Raw genomic sequence first — 17,456 nt, 5'->3', positions numbered from 1 at the left:
TGACGAAAACTTTGTTTTCTTTATCTGCCACCTCGACAGTCTCTCAGGCTGTTGAGCAGCCTTGTGGGAATGAGATTACAAACTAAAAATTTTTGATTTTGAGTTTTGTCACATTCCCAATTACTATTGAATGAGCTATAATATGTTCTATATCAACTTTTACAGCCCATTTGTCATTAAGTTACATTTGCTTATTTCCAACCTCAAAAGGTTTTTCAAGTCTTTCGAACTATGCGGAGATGAACGATGAAATCAAGCTTCTACGAAATACTGATTTCTATTTCGCTCGTTTATAATTTTTCATTGACATATTGTACGAATTCATTCCACCATGATTTGAGGAAGAAAGGACGACCAATTTTCTCCGCTGAAAGCATGGAAATAGTTGGTGGCTTCTTGTCAAGATAGCCTTTTCCAATCAAATCATTATCAGTATAGGTCAATTTCCCAACAATGACACCCTTTTTTAAAGGAGTGGGATAACCGTTTTATCAGTTGTAAAATGAACAGTCGGTTTTTTATGATTGTATCTCCGCACAATGGTGAGTTTTTCACTAGCAACAGCAGTGACTTCATCTTTTTGCCCATTAATGATGCGAGCAGAGCTTTTATTGTAGGCTTCACCTTTTTTCACAAGAGTTTGGACTGTGAATTGCTGATAAATATAGGTCATAAATCTAGAGGTAGCTGTAAAGCGGGCATTCTCATCCTCATCTGCATGATCAACATTGAGGAGAACCGTAATCAAACGCATCCCTCTTTGCTGGATTGTTCCGACAAAGGAAGAGCCTCCTTTATCAGAAGTTCCAGTCTTGAGGCCATCTACTCCAGCTCGAAAGGCGGGCATATTTTTGAGCATGTGGTTGGACGATGTAAGCGTCATGCCTGCAAAGTTAGACGTAGCTTTTTGGGTGATTTCTAGAACTTCTGGGTAATCAAGGATTAAACGCCGAGCAATAATGGCAACATCGTGGGCGCTCATTTTATTTTCGTCTTCTTTTCCTGAACTAGGATAAATATGTTCCTCTCCTAAAACAGAATTATTCAGCCCAGAAGCATTGATGATAGTAGTACCTTTGATTCCCCATTGTTGCAATTTAGCTTTCATCAAATCCACAAATTTTTTCTCACTACCGGCAACTTTTTCAGCCAAGGCAATCGCTGGACTATTAGCACTTGCTATTAAAGAAGTTTCTAACAGTTCTTCGACAGTATATTTTCTAGCTTCCAAAGGAACGTTACTGGCGTCCGAATTAACGGTTAGTTGATAAGGGTAGTCAGAAATATCTACGGAAGTTTGTAAAGTGAATTTTCCTTGATGAATCGCTTCATAGACTAAATAGGCTGTTAGTAGTTTAGTAATAGAAGCAATTTCAACTGGCTGATTAGCATCTTTTTCATACAAAATTTTTCCGGTTGCAACGTCAACTGCGATAGCATGCTTAGCACCTACTTCAAAGTTGTCCGCTAAAACTGTAGGAGCTAGGAAGATCAAGAGAGTCGTTACAAGAGTAATAATAAATTTTTTCATGGTCATCCCTTTTTTGTAAACTTATTATTATTGTATCATAAAATAAGGAGAGCTTCATAGAAAAGGGAGGAAATAAGAAGAGAAAAACATGATTCATTTTTATTTTTAAAGCAAGTTCTGGTATAATAGATAGGATAAGAGACGAATAGAGGAAAACATGAAATTTACAGAATTTAAGTTTAAAGATTACATTCAAGAGGCACTTAAAGATTTGAACTTTGTTGAGGCGACAGAAGTCCAGGAAAAACTCATTCCGGTTGTGCTTGCTGGTCGTGACTTGGTGGGAGAGTCCAAAACAGGTTCAGGGAAAACACACACTTTCTTGCTGCCGATTTTTCAAAAGCTGAATGAAGATGCAGATAGTGTTCAGGTCGTTATTACCGCTCCTAGTCGTGAGTTGGCTAGGCAGATTTATCAGGCTGCACGCCAAATTGCTGCTTTTTCTGATAAGGAAATTCGAGTTGCTAACTATGTCGGTGGGACGGATAAAAATCGTCAGATTGGGAAATTGAGTTCCAGTCAACCACATATTGTCATTGGCACACCAGGACGCATTTATGATTTGGTCGAATCAGGTGACTTAGCCATTCATAAGGCGAATACCTTTGTCGTTGATGAAGCAGATATGACCTTGGATATGGGCTTTTTAGAAACAGTGGATAAGATTGCGTCCAGTTTGCCGAAGGATTTGCAATTTCTAGTCTTTTCTGCGACCATTCCGCAAAAATTGCAGCCATTTTTAAAAAAATATCTATCCAACCCAGTCATTGAGCAAATCAAAACCAAAACGGTTATTTCAGATACTATTGAAAATTGGCTGATTTCAACAAAAGGACGTGATAAGAATGCGCAGATTTATGAAATCACACAGCTCCTACAGCCTTATCTAGCTATGATTTTTGTCAATACTAAGACACGAGCGGATGAATTGCATAGCTATTTGACAGCGCAAGGTCTCAAGGTGGCAAAGATTCATGGGGATATTGCACCGCGGGAGCGAAAACGGATTATGAATCAGGTGAAGAACCTAGATTTTGAATACATTGTTGCGACAGATTTAGCTGCGCGGGGAATTGATATTGAAGGCGTTAGTCATGTCATCAATGATGCGATTCCGCAAGATTTGTCCTTCTTCGTTCACCGAGTGGGACGAACTGGCAGAAATGGACTGCCAGGTACGGCTATTACACTTTATCAACCGAGCGATGATTCAGATATTCGTGAGCTGGAGAAAATGGGTATCCACTTCATTCCCAAGATGATTAAAAACGGAGAATTTCAAGATACCTATGACCGCGATCGCCGTGCCAATCGTGAAAAAACACAGGAAAAATTGGACACGGAAATGATTGGTCTGGTTAAAAAGAAAAAGAAGAAAATCAAACCGGGCTATAAGAAAAAAATCCAGTGGGCTGTCAATGAAAAACGCCGTAAGACAAAAAGAGCTGAAAATCGCGCACGCGGTCGTGCAGAAAGAAAAGCGAAACGTCAAAGTTTTTAGTCTTAAAATTTCTTTATCACTCTCATAAATAAAAACAATTATTCTTTAGAGAACGAATGTGATAGACTAGTCTTGCTAGTCTATTTTTATCGTAGTAAATAATTGGTGAAATAAAAAAATTGTGATAGAATTAGATATTATCGAGAAAGGGAAGTTGCTATGATTGTTACAACAGCGGTTTTAACCTCTAATTGGTATCAAGAATTGGTTCAAAAGATTCCAGACGGACAGCTTTTTAGCTGGCGCTCTGTGTTTGACGGACTACCAAGAATTATCGAAAAATTACCAACAACACTACTACTGACCTTAGGAGGAGCTTTTTTTGGCTTGATTTTGGCTCTCATTTTTGCTATTGTCAAAATCAACCGTGTGAAAATTTTATATCCTCTGCAGGCTTTTTTCGTTAGTTTTTTGCGAGGGACACCAGTGCTTGTTCAGCTCATGCTGACTTATTATGGGATTCCTTTGCTTCTGAAGGCCATCAACTTGCGATTCGGTACGGGTCTGAATATCAATGCTATTCCAGCCTATCTATTTGCCATTGTAGCTTTTGCTTTTAATGAAGCGGCTTACGCTAGTGAAACCATTCGAGCGGCGATTTTGTCTGTTGATGCTGGAGAAATTGAAGCGGCTCGTAGTTTGGGAATGACAAACAGACAGGTTTACCGCCGTGTTATTATTCCCAATGCCGCAGTGGTTGCCACACCGACCTTGATTAACTCTTTGATTGGCTTGACCAAAGGAACTTCCTTGGCTTTCAGTGCAGGAGTTGTTGAGATTTTTGCTCAAGCGCAGATTTTGGGTGGTGCAGATTATCGCTACTTCGAGCGCTTTATCTCGGTTGCTCTTGTCTATTGGGGCGTGAATATTGTGATTGAAGCATTTGGGCGGTTTATCGAAAAGAAAATGGCGATTGAAGCGCCTGATAATCTCAATCCACAAATACAGGCGAAAGGAGATGTTCGATAATGATTCGTATTTCAAATTTCAGCAAATCCTTTTCTGGACAAATGGTTTTAAACAATCTTAGTTTAGAGATTCAAAAAGGAGAAGTGGTTGCTTTAATTGGTTCATCTGGTGCGGGGAAATCCACTTTCTTACGCAGTTTGAATTATCTGGAACAGCCAGACAGCGGCACGATTGCCATTGATGATTTTACTGTTGATTTTTCTACGATTAGCAAGGAAGAAATCCTAACCTTGCGACGAAAGTTAGCTATGGTGTTTCAGCAGTTTAATCTCTTTGAGCGTCGGACGGCTTTGGACAATGTCAAAGAAGGTTTATTGGTTGTAAAAAAATTATCAGACCAAGAAGCGACGAATCTTGCCAAAGAAGAACTGGCAAAAGTTGGTCTGTCAGACCGTGAAAATCACTATCCACGTCATCTGTCAGGTGGACAAAAACAACGTGTCGCTTTGGCGCGTGCGCTTGCGATGAAGCCAGATGTTTTGCTTTTAGACGAGCCAACATCAGCGCTTGATCCTGAACTAGTAGGGGAAGTTGAAAAATCCATTGCAGATGCAGCCAAGGCTGGTCAGACCATGATTTTAGTCAGCCATGACATGTCTTTTGTGTCTCAAGTGGCAGATAAAGTGCTGTTTTTGGATAAGGGGCACATTATTGAAATGGGAACTCCAGATGAAATAATGAACCACCCTAAAGAAGAACGCACAAAAGAATTTTTTGCCAGTTACAAACGGACATATATTTGATATAATAGAAAAAGAAGCCCAGTTGGCCTTGCTAGCTGGGTTTATTTTCAAGTTTGCGGCATTTGTTTTGAATGCCTTTAACAAAAATTAGGGAATAGAGGAGTGACTATGCTGTCTCAAGTTTTTTTACTCTATCTAGAGAGTTTACTGATTACGGCGCTATTGGTAGGGAGTTTTCTCGGATTATGGATTGGGCTGCGTGCTGTTCGCCGTGTTGATAAAACAATCAAAGATCGACAAGCTCATCTGTATGATATGCTATTGATTGCAGTGATGACGATTCCGATTTTATCCTTTGCAATGATGGGGATTCTGCTTATCTTCAGAGCATAATGTTTGAAAAAAGAGCTTAATAACGTTAGAATAACAGTGATTACAATAAAGGAAGTAAATTTATGTACGACACAATTATTATTGGAGCTGGACCAGCAGGCATGACAGCTGCGCTTTATGCTGCTAGAAGTAATCTTAAAGTGGCTCTTTTGGAACGTGGCATTCCAGGCGGACAAATGAACAATACCTCAGATATTGAAAATTATCCTGGATATGCTAATATCAGTGGTCCAGAACTAGCCGAAAAAATGTTTGAACCGCTCGAAAATTTGGGAGTGGAGCATTTGTTTGGCTCTGTTGAAAAAATCGAACACCAAGGAGCAATAAAAAAAGTCTTTACAGAAGATGAGATTTTTGAAACCAAGACGCTTATTATTGCGACTGGAGCTGTTCATCGTCATCTAGGAGTTCCGGGTGAAGAAGAATTAAACAGCCGCGGGGTGTCTTACTGTGCAGTCTGTGACGGAGCCTTTTTCCGAGATGAAGATTTGCTTGTGGTCGGTGGAGGCGACTCTGCGGTGGAAGAGGCTGTATTTTTGACTCGTTTTGCAAAAACGGTGACGATTATTCATCGGCGCGATGAATTGCGAGCCCAAAAGTTACTGCAAGAACGTGCATTTGCCAATGAAAAAATTCATTTTATCTGGGATTCAGTTGTGAAGGAAATCAAAGGTGACAAGCGCGTTAGCAGCGTTATGGTAGAGAATGTCAAAACGGGTGAAATATCTGAACATGAATTTGGCGGTGTCTTTATCTATGTTGGTTTAGATCCAGTTAGTGAGTTTGCCAAAGATTTGGGCATTACCAATGAAGCAGGCTGGATTGTAACCGATAATCATATGAAAACGGCTATTTCTGGCATCTATGCTATTGGAGATGTTCGCGAAAAAGATCTTCGCCAAGTAACGACAGCTGTCGGTGACGGAGCGGTTGCAGGGCAAGAAGTCTACAAGTATATCACAGAGAATTTTTAGAGCGAAAGACCAAAATCATCTTGAAAATTTTTGTTTCGTAGTCTCAGCCACGCAAGGCTTCTCAGCAGTTTAGGTGGTGGATAAAAAACGAAGTGTTTGACAAAGGTATTCTTTCGAACTTGTAAAGCGAATGTCTTTAGACTTTTGTTCCAGCATTAAGTGTACTCTAAACGCACGATATAAACAAAGGAAGCTGAGCACTTATTCCAGCTTCTTTTTGCTTAATGAAAAACAAGTAATGCATTGGAGGATTGGAAATGAAAGGGTTTCTTTTGATTTGTTCAATTCTCGTGCTCTCATAAATGACTAGTGAAATTGTCAGAATTGTGGTACAATGGAAAAGTTCATGTGAAAAGGAGGCTTCGTATGAGTGAAAAGAATTCTGAAAATAATAAGAATAAAATGGAACGTGGCTTAAAAAATCGTCATGTCCAAATCATTGCTATTGCTGGGACAATTGGAACGGGTCTCTTTTTAGGAGCAGGACGTTCGATTAGTCTGACAGGGCCGTCAATTATTCTCATTTACATGTTGACCGGCGTCTTTATGTATTTGATGATGCGGGCGATTGGAGAGATGTTGTATTATGATCCAGACCAGCACACATTTATCAACTTCATTACCAAGTATCTTGGGAATGGCTGGGGTTATTTTTCTGGTTGGTCCTATTGGATTTCCCTCATTTTTATCGGTATGGCAGAAATCACGGCAGTTGCACAGTACGTCCAATTTTGGTTTCCGACTTGGCCAGCATGGCTGATTCAAATCGTCTTCCTTGCCGTTTTGAGCATGGTCAATCTGATTGCAGTCCGAGTTTTTGGTGAAGTTGAATTTTGGTTTGCCATGGTTAAGATTGTAGCGATTATTGCTTTGATTGTGACAGCGATTTTTATGGTGTTGACAGGCTTTAAAACGCCCAATGGTGTAGCCAGCATCAGCAATATCAGTCAAAATTTCCAATTATTTCCTAATGGTTTTATGAGTTTTGTCATGGGCTTTCAAATGGTCTTCTTTGCTTATCAAGCTATTGAATTTATTGGAATCACAACGTCTGAAACGGCAAATCCTCGGCAGGTATTGCCAAAGGCTATTAAAGAAATCCCCTTGCGGATCGTTCTTTTCTACGGTGGCTCTTTGCTTGCAATTATGGCGATTATCCCTTGGCGGGATTTAGCAACCACAGATTCTCCCTTTGTGATTGTTTTCAAGTTGGCAGGCCTTAAATGGGCTGCAGCTTTGATTAACTTTGTCGTATTGACTTCAGCTGCTTCAGCTTTGAACTCTACCTTGTATTCGACTGGGCGTCATTTGTATCAAATTGCACATGATTCACCTAATCGCTTTTTGAATGGAATCGGTGCTGGGAAATTATCCAGACAAAATGTTCCGCAAAACGCTATTTTGACCTCAGCGGTAGTGATTGCATTAGCTGCTTTTATTCAGGTATTACCAGGAGTATCAGACTCCTTTGCTTTGATTACTGCTTCTTCATCAGGAGTTTATATTGCTATCTATGCACTCACTATGATTGCTCACTTGAAATACAGAAAATCAAAAGAATTTATGGCAGATGGCTATCTAATGCCAGCCTATAAGTTTCTCAATCCTCTTACTTTGCTCTTCTTTGCCTTTGTATTTATAACCCTCTTTTTACAAAAATCAACCGTTGTAGGAGCAATCGGTTCAGCTATTTGGATACTTGTATTTGGTATTTATAGCCAATTGAAATTTAAAGATAAATAATAATATAATAAAACCAAGGATAAATTTGCGACTTTTTTAAAGTTGTTCCAAATGCACCTTGGTTTTTAAGATGTTTTAAAACTGAAAATTTAAACAGCGCAATACAACAGAAAACTTGAGAATAGTTATTTAAACACCTAAAGTTGAACAAGATTTCCTCTTGCTCTTTTGATTTGTGGTATAATAAGTAAAAATACATCTTACAAGGAGTCGTTATGTATCCAGATGATAGTTTAACCTTGCATACGGATTTGTATCAAATCAACATGATGCAAGTTTATTTTAGAAGAAATATTCATAATAAACGAGCTGTTTTTGAAGTTTATTTTCGGAAAGAGCCCTTTCATAGTGGCTATGCGGTTTTTGCTGGCTTGGAGCGGATGGTTCATTATTTAAATCATTTGACATTTTCAGATAGTGATATTGCCTATCTTCGTTCTCTTGACTATGATGAAGAATTTTTAGACTATTTAGCAAATTTGAAATTGGAATTAACAGTGCGTTCTGCACAAGAGGGAGACTTGGTCTTTGCCAATGAACCCATTGTTCAAGTAGAAGGTCCTCTTGCTCAATGTCAATTAGTGGAAACTGCCTTATTAAACATTGTCAACTATCAAACCTTGGTAGCGACAAAAGCAGCTCGGATTCGCTCAGTCATCGAAAATGAGCCTTTAATGGAATTTGGTACACGCCGAGCACAGGAAATGGATGCGGCTATCTGGGGAACTCGTGCGGCAGTGATTGGTGGAGCAAATGGAACCAGTAATGTTCGTGCTGGAAAGCTCTTTGATATTCCAGTCCTAGGAACGCATGCTCATGCTCTCGTCCAAGTCTATGGAAATGACTATGAAGCTTTTAAGGCGTATGCTGAAACGCACCATGACTGTGTTTTCTTGGTGGATACCTATGATACATTCCGCCTCGGTGTTCCTGCAGCGATTCAAGTAGCGCGTGAAATGGGGGATAAAATCAATTTCCTTGGAGTGCGAATTGATTCAGGGGATTTGGCTTATATTTCTAAAAAGTTCGCCAGCAACTGGATGAAGCTGGTTTTCCAAATGCTAAAATCTACGCTTCTAACGACTTGGATGAAAATACAATCCTCAACTTAAAAATGCAAAAGGCCAAGATTGATGTGTGGGGTGTTGGAACTAAGCTCATCACGGCTTATGACCAACCAGCACTGGGAGCCGTTTATAAGATTGTGGCTATTGAAGATGAACATGGCAATTTGCGTAATACGATTAAGCTCTCTAATAATGTGGAAAAGTATCAACGCCGGGTAAAAAACAAGTTTGGCGGATTACTAGCCGTGCAAAAGGCAAGTCAGAAGGAGACTATATTACTTATGATGGTGTAGATGTGAATGCTATCACCGAATTGGAAATGTTCCATCCGACCTACACTTACATTAATAAAACTGTGACAAATTTTGATGCAGTACCTCTTTTGGTTGATATCTTTAAACAAGGTCAACTTGTCTATGAATTGCCAACCTTAACAGAAATCCAACAATATGCTCGCAAGGAATTTGACAAGTTGTGGGACGAGTACAAACGGGTTCTCAATCCGCAAGATTATCCTGTGGATTTGGCGCGTGATGTATGGCAAGACAAGGTTGATTTGATTGATCAAATGCGCAAAAAAGCGAATCAAATGGGAGAAACAAAATGACCTTACAAGAAACGATTATCCAGCAGTTAGGCGTGAACCCTGTCATTGACCCAGAGGAAGAAATTCGTAAATCCATTGATTTTTTAAAGGATTATCTTAAAAAACATTCTTTTTTGAAAACCTATGTTTTAGGAATTTCGGGCGGACAAGATTCTACTTTAGCAGGACGTTTGGCGCAATTGGCAATAGAGGAAATGCGTGCGGAGACTGGCGATGCTAGCTATCAATTTATCGCAGTGCGTTTGCCATATGGGGTGCAGGCTGACGAAGACGATGCACAGCGAGCTCTTGCTTTTATCCAGCCGGATGTCAGTCTTGTTGTCAACATCAAAGAAAGTGCAGATGCTATGACAAAAGCGGTTAAGGCTACAGGAGCGACTGTCTCAGACTTCAATAAAGGCAACATCAAAGCTCGCAGCCGCATGATTGCGCAATACGCTTTAGCAGGCTCTTATAAAGGAGCAGTTGTCGGAACAGATCATGCAGCAGAAAATGTAACAGCTTTCTTTACGAAATTTGGTGATGGTGGTGCAGACATTCTGCCACTTTATCGTCTCAATAAACGGCAAGGGAAACAGCTGTTGGCTGCCTTGGGCGCTGATTCTGCCCTCTATGAAAAAGTACCAACAGCAGACCTGGAAGAAGAAAAGCCAGGCATTGCAGATGAAGTCGCTCTCGGTGTCACTTACAACGAAATTGATGACTATTTGGAAGGTAAAACCATTTCTGACCAAGCGAAAGCAAGGATTGAATCTTGGTGGCACAAAGGGGAGCACAAACGTCATTTGCCGATTACAATCTTCGATGATTTTTGGAAATAAGCAGGAGAATTGTTCTGACTTATGTTTTTTAAAATACGTCGGTTACTAAAATCAGCTGTATAACAAAAAGTTAGGTGCGCCTAACTTTTTGTTTGAAGATTTTTGGAAATAAGCTATAATAGTGTTTAGAATTAGAAGGAGGTATCTATGAATTCTATAGATCAACAATTTACAGATAAATTATATGCAAATTATGAAGCAACTGCTAAGTATGCTGCAATTGAAAATGCAGTTAGCCACAATGGTTTATTAACATCGCTTGAAAAACGCAGCAGTGCAATTGAAAACAATCCTGTGTTTTCTATTGACTTAACCAAAGATAAAGTCAGCAATCAAAAAGCGTCTGGACGTTGCTGGATGTTTGCAGCGCTCAATACATTCCGTCATAAAATGATTGCAGGCTTTCAATTGGAAGAATTTGAATTGTCTCAAGCGCACACATTCTTTTGGGATAAATATGAAAAATCCAACTGGTTTTTGGAGCAAGTCTTAGCAACAGCTGACCAAGACTTAACCAGTCGTAAAGTGAAATTCCTCTTAGATACGCCTCAACAAGACGGCGGACAATGGGATATGGTTGTGGCACTTTTTGAAAAATATGGGGTTGTTCCAAAATCAGTTTACCCAGAATCCATTTCATCTAGCAATAGCCGTGAGCTCAACCAATATCTCAATAAATTACTCCGTCAAGATGCACAAATCTTGCGTGATTTGGTTACTAGTGGAGCAGATGCGACAGCTATTCAAGCTAAAAAAGAAGAGCTCTTGCAAGAAATCTTTAATTTCTTAGCAATGTCACTTGGACTCCCACCTCGTACTTTTGATTTTGCTTATCGTGATAAAGATAACAATTTCCACAGTGAAACTGGACTGACACCACAAGCATTTTACAAAAAATACGTGGATCTTCAATTAGATGACTACGTTTCAATCATCAATGCTCCTACAGCTGACAAACCATACGGCAAATCTTATACAGTTGAGATGTTAGGAAATGTCGTAGGAGCACGTGATGTTCGTTATTTGAATGTTAATATGGAGCGTTTGAAAGAGCTGGCTATTGCTCAAATGCAGGCTGGAGAAACTGTTTGGTTTGGTTCTGATGTCGGTCAATCTAGCAACCGCAAAGCGGGCGTTATGGTTAATGACATGTACGATTTCACATCAAGCATGGATATTGAATTGACACAAGATAAGGCAGGACGTTTGGATTACAGCGAAAGTCTCATGACCCATGCTATGGTCTTGACAGGTGTTGATTTGGATGAAAATGGAAAATCAACAAAATGGAAAGTAGAAAATTCTTGGGGTGACAAAGTCGGAGACAAAGGTTATTTTGTTGCCAGCGACGACTGGATGGACGAGTACACTTATCAAATCGTTGTCCGTAAGGAATTCTTAACAGCAGAAGAACTAGCTGCTTATGAAGCAGAACCAAAAGTACTTGCCCCATGGGATCCAATGGGAGCTTTGGCTAGTAAATAATAAGAATTAAAAAGAAGCGGTATAAAAAATTTTGATACTTAATGAAAATCAAATTGCAAACTAAGAGATGAGTCCGTAAGCAGATTAAAAGAGGAGCTTTTGAGATCGCAGACGAAACTGACAAAGTTTGAAGAGATTTTCATAAGGTATAAGACTGCTTCATGGTGATTTCATCAGGAATTGAAATATTAAAAACACGAACAATCTTATAGCCAGTTATTTACTGATCTTGATTGTTCGTGTTTTTTAATTTTTACAAAACTCTGATTTGAAGGTGTTAACTTTTAAACGGCTTAGCTTTCAGGAACTTGTTCATTATCGATTTCGTGAAGGAGGAGTTTCTGAATTTCCACCGCTATTAGGAGAACTTGCAGACGTAGAAGCACTCGGTTCTGTACTTGATGAAGCAGAGCTGCTTGATGACTCTTGGGTAGAACTTTCTTGGCTGCTTGAAGAAGATGATGATTCTTCAAGGCTCGAACTGGAAGTAGAATTATAATAATTTCCTTGGTATCTATTAGTGGAATTGGCTAAAAAGACATAATTTCCGCTACGATAAAGGCCGCTAGGCATTTCCCAGTCTTCTGTCCCACTTTCAGACAAGTAAGACATCATGGCACGGTAAACATCTGTTGCAACTTTCACACCGTCATCCAGAACAGGAGTGAGACGATTGGTGTAACCTGTCCACACCGCCATTGAATATTTCTGTGTATAACCAACAAATAGTTCATCTGGAGTTACAACACTGGAGCCACCATAAGGCTTCGTTAGTTTCGCCAATTCATCATCGGAATAGTTGGAAGTCCCTGTTTTACCAGCTTGATAGACACCAGATATAGCTGCATTGGTCCCAGTACCAGATGTAAGAACTGTTTTCAGCATATTTGTCATCATGTAAGCTGTTGTTTCTTTCATTGCGGTTGTACCTTGATTAGAGAAATCTTTTGAGGTTCCATCGCTAAAGACAACACGGCTGACATATTGTGGTTTGTAATAAGTTCCACCATTTGCAAAAGCAGCATAGGCAGCAGCCATTTTTTCACTGCTGGCACCATATTTTCGATCGGATTTTGTCGTGTTACTTGAAATGGCATTTGCATATACCATATCTGGATAATTAATGCCCAGTCCGCTTAGGAATTTCTTAGACTTGCTGAGTCCGACGGCTTCTAACGTCTTGACAGCTGGAACGTTCCGAGACTCTTGAAGTGCATACTGAATGGTGATGTTTCCAAAATAGCGCATATCCCAGTTGTAGACTGGAGTAGTTGTTCCAGGATAATTATAAGGAGCATCACTAATGTAAGCAGCCGTAGAAGTGTAAATGCCATTTTCAATGGCTGGAGCGTAATCCGTGATCGGTTTCATGGTTGAGCCCCAGTCGCGATTGGTTTCAACCGCTTGGTTAGTACCAAAAGAAACATTTGAAGCTTGATTTCGGGCGCCTAGTTGAGCAATCACCTTACCAGTTGTAGCATCTATAATGGTAGAAGCTACTTGTAATTCATCATCTGGATAAGCAACATATTCATTGCTATTATAAATATTCCAAAGGCGCTCTTGAGCTGCTCTGTTTACGTTTGTATAGACTTCCATTCCTGTCGTCAGCAAGTTATAACCCGTTTCTTCTTGGACTTGCTCAATAACTTGCTTTAAGTAGTTATCCATGTAAGCAGGATAAGAAGCTGAATTTTTTAAGCTTTGCAGACCATCTGTGACGGGTGTATTGACTGCTTTTTCATATTGCTCAGCAGAGATGTATTTGAGTTTATACATTTCTGACAATACAAGATTGCGACGATTTTTAGCAGCTTCTGGTTTTGTATAAGGGTCGTATTGGTTTGGTGCCTGAGGCATCCCCGCCAATAAAGCAGTTTGAGCTAAGCTCAAATCTTTCAAATCTTTGCCGTAATAACTTTGAGCAGCTGTTTGCATACCGTAGTTACCATTTGACATATAGACCTTATTTACATAATATGTAATAATTTCTTGCTTAGTGGCTTTGCGCTCCAATTGAATAGCTAACCAGGCTTCTTGAATTTTCCGTGATAGTGTTTGGTCGGCACTTGAAGTGGAGAAGTAGGTCAGTTTAATCAACTGTTGCGTCAACGTTGACCCTCCTTGTCGATTTCCTTTGCGCAAGTTATTTAAAAAAGCGCCTAAAATACGAACAGAATCCACACCACGATGGTTGAAGAAACGGTGGTCTTCAATTGCAACGATAGCTCGTACTAAGTCAGTTGGAATATCACTTGTTGCCGCATTGACCCTTTTTTCAGAACCTAAGTCAGCAATAAGATTGTTTTCACTATCATAGATTTTACTGGAAGTTGTGGCGACTAGTTTCTTTTCTGACAAGGCAGGTGCCTTGTGAACTTGATAGAGAAAAATTCCTCCACCAGCTACAACTCCAAGCATAAATAATGTAATGAGACCGATAGCTACATATTTTGCAGCTGTCAGTAAAGATTGCTTATTCATTTATTTTACCACCTAGTAAATTTTGTTGAATGATTTCAAGATAGGGAATGCTAGGAAGACCATTCTGTGAGATAGAATATCCATGCTTTTGAATGTAGTCAAGTGGCATGGACTTTTTCCCCTTGTCAACCTTGAAGAAGTTAATTAAATAAGGAGCAGGAAGTAGATATGTCAATTTTAAGGCTGAAAAGTGCAATAAAACGAAACAAATTCCTCCTTGTTTGACGACTTGTTCCATGTGCTTGATTTGATGAGCATGAAAATTTTTCATCGGCATGGAAGCCTTTTGATGTGTTTCTTTTGCTTCAAAATCTATATAATGTCCTTGATAGACACCAGAATAGTCTGTTGTAGAGGCTTGTCGAAAGTAGGCTTCAACAATTTTTGCCCGACTACGTCTGGGATAATCCACTTTTACAATCTGAATAGGGGTCGGCTTCTTGTGAATGACCGCTAAATCGTGACTAAGATAATAATCATTCGTTTCATTGATCATTTTTTCAAACGACATTCCCCGATTCGCAAAGTCAACAGACTTCTTTTTGGGAAGTCTTAATGAATTTCGAGAGGGAACTTTATGTGGATAGTTGACCATATATCTCCTTATTGGTACAATAACATCACTCTATTATAACATAAAAAAGGAAATAAAGGGATAATTTAAGTGGTTAGCGTACTAATAGTGGGTTATCGGAATTTTGATTTGGGAATTTTTAATGACAAAGACCCTCGAATCAAGATTATTAAAAAAGCCATTCAGCGAGATTTAACGCGTTTATTGGAAGAAGGTGCGGAGTGGCTGATTTTCACTGGGAATTTAGGTTTTGAAGTTTGGACACTAGAGGTTGCAAAAGAATTGCAGCAAGATTACGATTTTCAAATTGCGACGATTTTTACTTTTGAGAATCAAGGTGAAAGCTGGAATGAAGCCAATCAAGAAAAATTAAGTCGTTTTAAACAGGTGGATTTTGTTAAATACGCCTATCCTCATTATGAAAATCCCAGCCAATTTCGTGATTACAATCACTTTCTACTCAGTAATACAGACGGGGCTTATATTTTTTACGATGAAGAAAATGAAACAAATTTAAAACATCTTTACCAAATGATGAAGAAACAAGAACAATATTTTATCAAACAATTAACATTTGATGACTTGAATGAGGTCGCAGAAAATTTTTCCGAAAATTAGATGTTTAACCTTGATTTTTGCGGTTCATTTTTTATATAATTAAAGTAATGAACGAGAATGGAGAGAGAAATGGCTAGTATTATTTACACACCGAAAGATATTTTTGATCAAGATTTTAAAGTTGGCGTCCGTGGATATAGCAAGGTTGAAGTGGACGAATTTTTAGATGATGTCATTAAAGATTACGAAACGTATGCTGCTTTGGTAAAGGAACTGCGTGAAGAAAATGCTCGTTTGAAAGCAGGACTCGCTAAAAAGTCAAATGAGGCAGCAACTTCACCTTTGACGCAATCTATCATGGAAACCCCTCAAGTGGCATCTGCTACGCTGACAAATTTTGATATTTTAAAACGCTTAAATCGTTTGGAAAAAGAAGTATTCGGCAAGCAAATCTTAAATAACGAAATTTAATAAGTAATGTGCAATTTTTGGATAATCGCGTGAAGAGTCGTCTTTTCATGAGGAAAGTCCATGCTAGCACGGGCTGTGATGCCCGTAGTGTTTGTGCTAGGTGAAACAATAAGCCTAGGGACGAGAAATCGTTACGGCGGACGAAACAGCTACGTCTCTGGATATGCTGGAATAGTCCTGAAAGTGCCACAGTGACGTAGTTTTTGTGGAAACACAAGAAGTGGAACGCGGTAAACCCCTCAAGCTAGCAACCCAAACTTTGGTCGGGGCACGGAATGCGTGGAAACGAACGCAGCATTCTGACTGGAAACAGTAGACAGATGATTATCGAAGGAAATGATACCTAGTTATTTCTGGAACAAAACATGGCTTATAGAAAGTTGCATATAGGTTTAGCTAGCGTATTATGCTAGCTTTTATTTTGAGAGGACGAATGAAAACAAAATTTAAGTTGATTGCGACTGCTGCGGCTGGTTTAGAGGCTGTGGTTGGTCGTGAAATCAGAAATCTTGGCTTAGAATGTCAAGTGGAAAATGGGCGCGTGCGTTTTGACGGAACTGTTGAAACCATTATTGAAACTAATCTCTGGTTGCGTGCAGCAGACCGCATTAAGATTGTTGTTGGCAGTTTTCGGGCTAAGACCTTTGAGGAATTATTCCAGAGTGTTTTTGCTTTGGATTGGGAAAACTATTTACCGCTTGGAGCAAAATTTCCAATTGCCAAGGCAAAATGTGTCAAATCAAAACTTCACAATGAACCAAGTGTGCAAGCTATTTCTAAAAAAGCAGTAGTCAAAAAGTTGCAAAAGCACTATGCTCGACCAGAGGGTGTTCCCCTAATGGAAAATGGAGCTGAGTTCAAGATTGAAGTTTCTATTTTGAAAGACGTGGCAACTGTTTTAATCGATACGACAGGCTCTAGTCTCTTTAAACGTGGCTATCGGGCTGAAAAAGGTGGCGCACCGATTAAAGAAAATATGGCGGCTGCGATTCTGCTCTTATCCAATTGGTATCCAGATAAGCCCTTGGTTGATCCGACCTGTGGTTCAGGAACTTTCTGTATTGAAGCAGCTATGATTGGCATGAATATGGCGCCGGGGCTTCATCGCCATTTTGCGTTTGAAGAATGGAGTTGGGTTGACTCAGACTTGGTTGGGCGTGTTCGTGCTAGAGCTTTAGGACAGATTAAGCAAGACATTCAGCTTGATATTTTAGGAACTGATATTGATGCACGTATGGTGGAGATTGCCAAACGAAATGCCGAAGAAGCAGGTGTTTCTGAGCAGATTGTTTTTAAGCAAATGCGTTTGCAAGATTTGCACACCAACAAGATAAATGGTGTCATTATTTCCAATCCACCCTATGGAGAGCGATTGTCGAATGATGATGCTGTAACCAAGCTTTATCAAGAAATGGGGCAGACTTTTGCACCACTAAAAACGTGGAGCAAGTTTATCTTGACGAGTGATGAAGCGTTTGAAGCAAAATTTGGCAGTCAAGCCGATAAAAAACGAAAACTCTATAACGGGACTTTAAAAGTTGATTTGTACCAATATTTTGGTCAGAGAGTCAAACGCCAAATAGATTAGAAAGGAT

Annotated in this window: 13 protein-coding genes, 1 other RNA gene and 2 pseudogenes; 13 read left to right on the top strand and 3 right to left on the bottom strand. The window is 39.5% G+C overall.

Features of this window, described 5'->3' with window-relative positions; all coding sequences use genetic code 11:
• Positions 1-290: 290 nt before the first annotated feature.
• Positions 291-1,531: pseudogene (gene pbp3, locus HMPREF2887_RS06225) on the bottom strand (D-alanyl-D-alanine carboxypeptidase PBP3).
• A gap of 157 nt (positions 1,532-1,688) precedes the next feature.
• Here pbp3 and HMPREF2887_RS06220 point away from each other — a divergent pair.
• The 9 genes and pseudogenes from HMPREF2887_RS06220 to pepC all read left to right on the top strand — a co-directional run bounded on the left by HMPREF2887_RS06220 (position 1,689) and on the right by pepC (position 11,774).
• Positions 1,689-3,032, top strand: coding sequence for a DEAD/DEAH box helicase (locus HMPREF2887_RS06220; protein ID WP_021001310.1), 1,344 nt, complete (start codon positions 1,689-1,691; stop codon positions 3,030-3,032).
• Positions 3,033-3,191: 159 nt separating this feature from the next.
• A complete protein-coding gene (locus HMPREF2887_RS06215; protein WP_021001311.1) occupies positions 3,192-4,001 on the top strand; it encodes an amino acid ABC transporter permease in 810 nt (269 codons plus the stop codon).
• Positions 4,001-4,744 carry an amino acid ABC transporter ATP-binding protein gene (locus HMPREF2887_RS06210; RefSeq protein ID WP_003025869.1) on the top strand — a complete coding sequence of 248 codons (744 nt, stop codon included), beginning with the start codon at positions 4,001-4,003 and terminating at the stop codon, positions 4,742-4,744. The genes HMPREF2887_RS06215 and HMPREF2887_RS06210 overlap by 1 nt, the downstream gene beginning before the upstream one ends.
• A gap of 108 nt (positions 4,745-4,852) precedes the next feature.
• Complete coding sequence (locus HMPREF2887_RS06205) at positions 4,853-5,077, top strand: DUF4059 family protein (protein ID WP_003025868.1); 225 nt, start codon at positions 4,853-4,855, stop codon at positions 5,075-5,077.
• Between the two features lie 62 nt (positions 5,078-5,139).
• Positions 5,140-6,051: a thioredoxin-disulfide reductase gene (trxB, locus tag HMPREF2887_RS06200; protein WP_003025866.1), complete on the top strand. Its 912-nt coding sequence runs from the start codon at positions 5,140-5,142 to the stop codon at positions 6,049-6,051.
• A 366-nt stretch (positions 6,052-6,417) separates the two neighbouring features.
• Complete coding sequence (locus HMPREF2887_RS06195) at positions 6,418-7,794, top strand: amino acid permease (RefSeq protein WP_021001312.1); 1,377 nt, start codon at positions 6,418-6,420, stop codon at positions 7,792-7,794.
• Between the two features lie 215 nt (positions 7,795-8,009).
• Positions 8,010-9,468, top strand: a pseudogene (locus tag HMPREF2887_RS06190) (nicotinate phosphoribosyltransferase).
• Positions 9,465-10,289, top strand: coding sequence for an ammonia-dependent NAD(+) synthetase (gene nadE / locus HMPREF2887_RS06185; RefSeq protein ID WP_021001314.1), 825 nt, complete (start codon positions 9,465-9,467; stop codon positions 10,287-10,289). Before HMPREF2887_RS06190 ends, nadE begins: the two are co-directional and overlap by 4 nt.
• A gap of 147 nt (positions 10,290-10,436) precedes the next feature.
• Positions 10,437-11,774, top strand: a complete 1,338-nt coding sequence (pepC, locus tag HMPREF2887_RS06180; RefSeq protein WP_021001315.1) for an aminopeptidase C — start codon at positions 10,437-10,439, stop codon at positions 11,772-11,774.
• A 315-nt stretch (positions 11,775-12,089) separates the two neighbouring features.
• Here the strand turns inward: pepC and pbp1a are convergent, their stop codons facing one another.
• Together pbp1a and recU are read right to left on the bottom strand one after the other, a co-directional pair.
• A complete protein-coding gene (gene pbp1a / locus HMPREF2887_RS06175; protein WP_021001316.1) occupies positions 12,090-14,258 on the bottom strand; it encodes a penicillin-binding protein PBP1A in 2,169 nt (722 codons plus the stop codon).
• Positions 14,251-14,853, bottom strand: coding sequence for a Holliday junction resolvase RecU (gene recU, locus HMPREF2887_RS06170; protein WP_003025849.1), 603 nt, complete (start codon positions 14,851-14,853; stop codon positions 14,251-14,253). Before recU ends, pbp1a begins: the two co-directional genes overlap by 8 nt.
• A gap of 69 nt (positions 14,854-14,922) precedes the next feature.
• On the opposite strand from recU, the gene HMPREF2887_RS06165 reads away from it, so the two are divergent.
• The 4 genes from HMPREF2887_RS06165 (at position 14,923) to HMPREF2887_RS06150 (ending at position 17,449) form a co-directional block, all read left to right on the top strand.
• The gene (locus tag HMPREF2887_RS06165) at positions 14,923-15,450 is read left to right on the top strand and encodes an SLOG family protein (protein WP_003025846.1); all 528 of its coding nucleotides are present in this window, start codon (positions 14,923-14,925) and stop codon (positions 15,448-15,450) included.
• Positions 15,451-15,519: 69 nt separating this feature from the next.
• On the top strand, positions 15,520-15,861 hold the full coding sequence (gpsB, locus tag HMPREF2887_RS06160) for a cell division regulator GpsB (RefSeq protein WP_041784001.1): 342 nt from the start codon (positions 15,520-15,522) through the stop codon (positions 15,859-15,861).
• 13 nt (positions 15,862-15,874) lie between these two features.
• Positions 15,875-16,239, top strand: an RNA gene (gene rnpB, locus HMPREF2887_RS06155) — RNase P RNA component class B.
• A 55-nt stretch (positions 16,240-16,294) separates the two neighbouring features.
• Entirely contained in the window at positions 16,295-17,449 is a 1,155-nt protein-coding gene (locus HMPREF2887_RS06150) for a THUMP domain-containing class I SAM-dependent RNA methyltransferase (protein WP_021001352.1), read from the top strand.
• Positions 17,450-17,456 lie beyond the last annotated feature (7 nt).

Source organism: Streptococcus sp. HMSC071H03 (genome assembly GCF_001813035.1).
Taxonomy (GTDB): Bacteria; Bacillota; Bacilli; order Lactobacillales; family Streptococcaceae; genus Streptococcus; species Streptococcus anginosus.
The sequence above is the reverse complement of the archived record's forward strand: the minus strand, read 5'-3'. Positions and strand labels throughout refer to the sequence as shown.